Source organism: Shewanella sp. 11B5 (genome assembly GCF_002836795.1).
Classification (GTDB): Bacteria; Pseudomonadota; Gammaproteobacteria; order Enterobacterales; family Shewanellaceae; genus Shewanella; species Shewanella frigidimarina.
Genome location: NZ_PJAP01000326.1, coordinates 1 through 6,811, shown reverse-complemented (window position 1 = coordinate 6,811; position 6,811 = coordinate 1). Strand labels below are relative to the sequence as shown.

Genomic DNA, 6,811 nt, shown 5'->3' with positions numbered 1-6,811 from the left:
GCCGATCGCCAAGCGGTTAAGCTCGCTATCGAAACTGACCATTTTCGGCAATGTCAGTTTCGATAGCGAGCTTAACCGCTTGGCGATCGGCAATATCAAATTGCAGTAAACTAACCTGCACACCAAGATCTAATAAGGTTTTTTGTACTTGTGCTGCGGCAGCATGATTGCTGTGAAAATGCAGTGCAATATCAAAACCATTCTCGGCTAATTTAATCGCGATGGCTTTGCCTATTCCTCGGCTGGAACCGGTAACTAATACTCTATTATTCAAAATGTCTCTCCGTGATTGATTCGAGGAACTCCAATGGGGTGTCAAAAGGTTTGTTGATCATGCTTAACCGTCGGCTTGGCTTTCATCAATATAGGCTTGGGTGTCTTGTGGTTGGAATACATTGACATTGGCTGCCGCCACTAATATTTCGTGATGATAAATTTGGCAATCAAATACCGCTAATCCAGACTCTTCCTGGTACAGCCGAGTGACCTGAGTGCGATAAGACTCACCTAAAGTAAATGTGTCGATATGCATTTGCAGTTTGCGGGTGCCGAGTAAAAAACCGACTCGGATATCATCGTCGCGCAGTAAGGCTTCAACACCCGCTAACGCTGCAATACTTTGGGCCATATACTCGATGCCAACGTAATTAGGCACGCCATTGAGTTGGGCGTCGAAATAGGCACTATTAGGGCTAATATGGGTTGCGGTGATTAAGCAGTCTGGGCGATGTGCTAAGACATTATCAATTAAGATCATTGGGGCACGGTGCGGAATAAAAGTACTTATATCTTGCGCTAACATCGTCGGCGTTGCAGTGGCTATTGACATGAAACTAGGCATCCTTTCGACAAAAAATCAGGCTGGCATTACTGCCGCCAAGGCAAATGAATTACTCATAATAAAGTTGAGCTGATTAAGGCCAGAATTATTGTTGGCGCTAACGAGAGCTATATTAGGGTCATTAGCATCTTGCTGCCCATCCCAGATATGCGGTGGCAAACGCTTATCATGGTTAAGTGGGCTTAATAATAAATAGCAAAAGGCAGCTTCAATCGCCCCTGCAGCACCTAAAGTATGGCCTGTGAGCGGTTTGGTTGAGCTGCAGGCTGGTAGTGAATGGCCAAACACTGCAGTGACTGCACGTGATTCCATGGCATCATTTTTGGGTGTGGCTGTGCCGTGGAGGTTGAGATAATCGATTTGTTTGGCAGTAATGTTGGCTTCTGTTAGGGCTTGTTGCATGGCGGCAATAGCGCCTAATCCTTGCGGGTGTGGTGCTGAAATATGGTGTGCATCGGCAGACTCGCCGATCCCAGCCAACATGACGTCACTTTGGCCACGTTCTAAGGTAAATAAGGCTGCCCCTTCACCAATATTAATCCCATCACGATGGCGACTAAACGGATTGCAATGACCTTTGGATACTGATTCTAATGCGGCAAAGCCATTAACGGTTAACTGACACAAACTGTCTACACCACCAACAATCACCATATCGCACATATTCGCATTGAGTAATCGCTGAGCACTGGCAAACACTTTTGCACTCGATGAGCACGCTGTAGACACGGTATAACAAGGGCCTGACAGTTCAAATAATTGTTTTAAATAATCACTGGGGCTACCCAGTTCCTGCTGCGAATAATGGTAACTCGGGGGGAAATGGCCATGTTCAAGCTGATACTTTAATGCCGCTTCACCTTTGGAAATGCCAGAGGTGCTGGTGCCTAATATCACCCCGATACGATCCGCTCCTAAACGCTTTTTAGCTTGTTCTATTGCAGGCACAAGTTGCTGGGCGGCAGTGTTTAATAAACGATTATTACGGCAAGCAAATAAACTGAGACGATCGGCAATTTCTATTAACCGTTTGTCATCGACGCAACCGACTAATGTAGGCGCATCGAACAGTAAATTATCGCGCCATTGCATAGCACTGATATCACCGCTAATGAGGCGCGGCAGCACCTCTTCTGGCGAGTTGCCCAGAGGTGTACACAATCCGATGTGAGTTATTGCTATGCGACTGTTCATGTTTAGTTTGATGGCCTATTTATCTCGGTTTATTGGGTTATGCTGGAGCACTTGTTTATCAATCTGTTATTCAATTAGTTAGTCAATTGGGTTTATTTGCATGTGAATATCGGCGGCATCGATGTCTACATTCACTTGCGCTAACCACGGGTCGATATCGCTATACGTTATCGTTATTAACGTACCACTGGCATCGATTAGTTGCTTACATAACGGCATATCACATGCCATAGTGACTAATTCACCGCCGGTTAAATGTTGATTAACTTGCTCCGTTGGCCAGTAAATCAACTGCATTATTGCCATTAAATACTCTGCTTTAAATTGCTCACCTAATAACATACTTTGCTGACTTTGCAGGGTTTGGCCATCGTACACTAACGTGAATAATGCTTGCCCAAGTGGCGCTAATCCCACTAACGTCATCTGTTGTGAATTAAGCTCCAGCTGGGTTAATAACTCATGATTTTCTTGCCCATGGGTAAAGCTGACCATTTGGCTTAAGCTGATGTCTTGCTGCGGTGACGTTGTTAACACCGCAGAGGCTGAGCTTAGGCAATATTGTGCTTCACTGGCGAGTGGGACACAAGTTTGCCGCTCGATTTGTTGGCTACAAGCACTTAATAGGCTTAGCAGTAATAGCGCCACCACGCGAAGCAATATTCTCTTTGCAGAAAGCCCCAGCAGATTAAGCAACATTGGGCTTTGGCTCCTGACATAATTCAACAATGGTATTGAGGCGTCGTTCGGACTCTTTTACAAACGGGTTACTCATGTCCCAAGCGTAGCCCGCTAAAATTGAGCAAATCATTTGTTTAATCTTGTTGTCAGCTTGTTGATAGAAAATGACATCTTGAAAGCGTCCGTCATACCAAGCTTGGACATAGGTTCTAAAGGTGTTAACCCCTTGCATTAATGGTGCAGAGTATTCGCTATCCCAATCAACCGTTTGGCCATTAAGTTGCTTATTCAAACTGGCGACAGCCATTGATGCTGACTGCATGGCAATGGTCACCCCTGATGAAAATACAGGGTCAAGGAACTCGCCAGCATTACCCAATAAAGCAAACTTATTGGTTGCTAAAGTGGTGACGTTAGCCGAATAACCTTTGAGAGTGGCACAAGGCTGAACAATATTGGCATTACTCAGTAACTGCTGTAGCTCTGGCTCTTCATTAATTACTGCTAACAATTGTTGTTCAAGGCTACCGGATAAATGCTCGAGTAAATGCGGCTCAGCCACCACGCCAATTGAGCAACGGTTATTGCTAAAAGGGATTAACCAGTACCAGATATCCTTATGTTGAGGATGAACACTGATTAAGATTTTATTCCGATCAAAATGTGGATCGCTAATGTTGTCTTCAATATGGGTGAAAATGGCGCTGCGTGGCGGTAAATTTGATGGTTGCTCTAAGTTCAGTAATCGCGGTAATACTCGGCCAAAACCACTAGCATCAAGCACAAATTTAGCATTCACTTGATATTGTGCACCTCGGTCATTCGTTACCGTTAAACGAGGGTTATGAGTCAAATCAATCGCATTAACTTGATGACCAAAACGGATTTCAACCCCTTGACTGATAGCTGTGTCGGCTAGGAGTTTATCAAAATCCGCCCGTTGAACTTGAAACGTAGTCCCAGGGCCTGGGGTAAATTTATCGGTAAAGTCAAAGGTGGTGTAGCGCCCTTGGTGTTGAAATGCTGCGCCATTTTTAAATTGAAATCCAGCCTGATTAACGGCGTCCAGCATGCCTGCTTGTTCGAGAAACTGCATACAACAAGGCAGTAGGCTTTCGCCAATGGAAAAACGTGGAAAATGCTGTTTTTCAATAACAACAACCTGATGACCTTGTTGGCGTAAAAGACTTGCGGCAATGGCACCAGAAGGGCCTGCACCAATGATGGCAACGTCAACATCCATGTTGCTGACTGTATGTGAATGACTAAATGGCATTTACAGTTTTCCTAGTAATAAATGAAATAAACGGTGCCAGTAAAAATGAAAAACTGATCCCAAAAAGAAGCGTTAAACCAAAAAAGTGAATGGCATGGGTTTGACTCAGCGCCAGCAACCCAAAAGCCAATAACGTTGAGCAGGCTGACATAAAGATTGCCATCATCACTCCGCGACTAGTGTGCTTGGCCTCGGCAAAAAATAGGCTGTAATCGATACCAATGCCTAATACTAAAATAAGCGCTAAGGCGTGAAACAAGCTAATGCTCGAACCGACAAGGCCTAAACAGGCTAACGTGAGCAGTACTGATAAAGTAGGGACTGCGACGATAGCGAATGCCAACTTAATACCGTATTTAATGCTAAACAGTAGGCTGGCTAAGGCAAATACCCACATTAGTAGCTGTAATGTTAGTTGGCGATACTTGCCCATTAAATGGGATATATCACCGACCTTATCGATTAACCGCACTTGCCCTGAAGGCCATTTATGTTCAGTCAGCCGTTGCTCAAGAGAGGCTAACGAATGTATGCCACCGAGTAACACTATGGCGCCAAATTGCTGGGGTTTGTCTGTTGTTGGAATCGCACCAAGCCATAATGTCTGTAAATCATCATTAGCTTTGGCTAGCACCATGGTTGGGGTTAACCATTGTGATTCGGCGTGATTAAGTTGTGCAATCATACTGGTGCTTATGCTGTCATCAAGGCCCATTTCGTTGATGATCTCGTCTAAATGTTGCCCATAAAGCTGTTGCTGTAACTGATAGTGTTGTTGTTGTTTGGCAATGCTGGGCATAAAGCGGCTGAGGCTGATTGCTTGGTCTAACTCAGCATCAGTTATGGCTTTATCCAGTACTGGTGCCAGTTGCTCTAACGTTTGTAATAAAGATTGTTCACTGGGACCACTGACTACAATAAATTGGTTATCGGTGCCGCCGCTGAGCAGTTGCCGTAGCTGATTCTCTTCGGTGGTGATGGCTTCAGGGCTTTGCTGTAGCTGACGTATATCATCGTTAGAATCCGTTTGTGACAAACCGAAAAACAATATTGTTGCCAAACCAATGAGCAAAGCGGCTATAGCTATTTTTTGCCACAATTGATTTGGGGTGAAAATACGTTGTAATAGCGCCAAATAACCTTGGGCAAGGGTTAATCCAGGCGTCGGTTTAAGCGCATGGTTACCCAGTAATGGAAACACCAATAACAACGTTAGGTAGGCACCAATTAACCCAGCAGCACAAAAGACGGCCACTTGTTGCATTCCCGGAAATGGCGTAAAGCCAATGGCGATAAAGGCACTGGCACTGGTTGCAAGGGCGAGAGTGAGCGCCGGAAAAATCTGCTTTAAGGTGTCTGTTGCGTTGTTATTGGGATGAGCTTGTTTTTCGCAATAAAAGTGAAAGCTGTAATCAATGGCGACACCAATTAAACTAGTGCCAAACACTAGTGTCAGTAAGTGCAACTCACCAAAAATACTTAAGGTGGCGACAAACGCAAATACCACACCAGTCGTTAACGTCAGTAGTGCGGCAAATAACGGCATAATCGACCGAAAGGCCAACCAGACTAATAAGATGATCCCCAACATGGAAATTAATCCAATTCTGCTGATTTCTTGTTTGGCCGACTCAGTGGCGGCAATCGCATGAAAAAGTGCACCAGCCTTAAGAAAACTGACATCTGGGTAGTGCTGTGTCACTTGGCTAAACGCAGACTTTAATGCTTGTATTTGCTGTTGCTGAGCGGTCGGGCTAAACGCACTGTCGCGGCCTTTGGCCATGACAATTGCAGCCACACCCTGATTAGTATCGGTGAGTAAAATGCCTTGTTGGCTTCGCAGCGCACTATTAGGTGATAATGCCAGTAAGTTGGCCGGAAACATCAGTAATGGGTCATTGCTGAGCAGTTGGCTGTTGGCAAAACCAAATGCGCTATAAAGTTGATTTTGGGCCACATTAAGCAGTTGGCGCCAATTATCTGTTTCAATCGCTTTAGCTTGCTCGGCGGTGAGTAGGGTAAAGCGATGTTCGAAATACACTTTAGCCAAGTCTTGCAGATGATCATCCGCGCCGCTACGAATGCGAATAAAGGGCTGTTGAGGCTGTTTATCTAGCACATCCATCAGTTGCTGTGCGGCACTGATAGCTTGGTTGTCATTATCGGCTTTTACTGCAATATACACTTGGTTTGCGAGTTGCTGTTCAACTCTGTTTAATGCTGTTTCAGTGAGTTTGTCTTGCTGTAAATGTGGCAACATCGCCAAAATATCAGTTTGAATATGCGCGCCCTGTTGCCATTGTATTAAGCCAGTGGCTAACATTGTCAGCAGCAAGATTACCCATAAGACAAAACGCCCAATGGGAGATAGCAACGCGGTTAGCGATATGGGCTGCATTATTTAGCTGACTCATTGCCAAGACTAAAAAGCGCCAGCTCAGTTTCACTCAGTGGCCCTTGTTGGGTCTGGGTAAATTGAATTTGGGTATAGTCGCGAACATTCGCTTGGTTACTGGTCATGATTAATGAACGTATAAGGGTATCGCCGCTGAGGGTTATGTTACCCATAGACGATTGCACTTGTGGGTCTTTAGCTTGTAAGCCCAGTTGCCATGACTTATCTGCGGGCTGAGTTGCAGGCTGAATTACGGACTGAGTTGCGGATTGAGCAGTAGGCATAAATAAGTTGAAATCGGCACTTAAGGCATCAATATCGCCCGCCATAATGGCTTGTAATAAACGCGGTAATTGCTGTGCAATCGGGTTGCCATTAGCCCCAGCACTAAAGTGTTGAATTTTGCCTTGGCTGTTTTGTTGGA

4 protein-coding genes and 3 pseudogenes are annotated in these 6,811 nt (G+C 45.0%); all 7 read right to left on the bottom strand.

Annotated elements, in window-relative coordinates:
• Positions 1 to 31: 31 nt before the first annotated feature.
• Positions 32 to 274, bottom strand: a pseudogene (locus tag CXF78_RS06765) (SDR family NAD(P)-dependent oxidoreductase); the annotation flags it as partial.
• A gap of 63 nt (positions 275 to 337) precedes the next feature.
• Positions 338 to 829, bottom strand: a complete 492-nt coding sequence (locus CXF78_RS06760; protein WP_102036343.1) for a hotdog family protein — start codon at positions 827 to 829, stop codon at positions 338 to 340.
• 4 nt (positions 830 to 833) lie between these two features.
• Positions 834 to 2,035 (bottom strand): annotated as a pseudogene (locus CXF78_RS06755) (beta-ketoacyl-[acyl-carrier-protein] synthase family protein).
• Positions 2,036 to 2,113: 78 nt separating this feature from the next.
• On the bottom strand, positions 2,114 to 2,734 hold the full coding sequence (locus CXF78_RS06750; RefSeq protein ID WP_011635831.1) for a DUF3261 domain-containing protein: 621 nt from the start codon (positions 2,732 to 2,734) through the stop codon (positions 2,114 to 2,116).
• Positions 2,724 to 3,992 carry an NAD(P)/FAD-dependent oxidoreductase gene (locus tag CXF78_RS06745; protein WP_102036342.1) on the bottom strand — a complete coding sequence of 423 codons (1,269 nt, stop codon included), beginning with the start codon at positions 3,990 to 3,992 and terminating at the stop codon, positions 2,724 to 2,726. Before CXF78_RS06745 ends, CXF78_RS06750 begins: the two co-directional genes overlap by 11 nt.
• The gene (locus CXF78_RS06740) at positions 3,982 to 6,390 is read right to left on the bottom strand and encodes an MMPL family transporter (RefSeq protein ID WP_102036341.1); all 2,409 of its coding nucleotides are present in this window, start codon (positions 6,388 to 6,390) and stop codon (positions 3,982 to 3,984) included. Before CXF78_RS06740 ends, CXF78_RS06745 begins: the two co-directional genes overlap by 11 nt.
• Positions 6,390 to 6,811 (bottom strand): annotated as a pseudogene (locus tag CXF78_RS21400) (hypothetical protein); the annotation flags it as partial. The gene CXF78_RS06740 and the pseudogene CXF78_RS21400, both read right to left, overlap by 1 nt.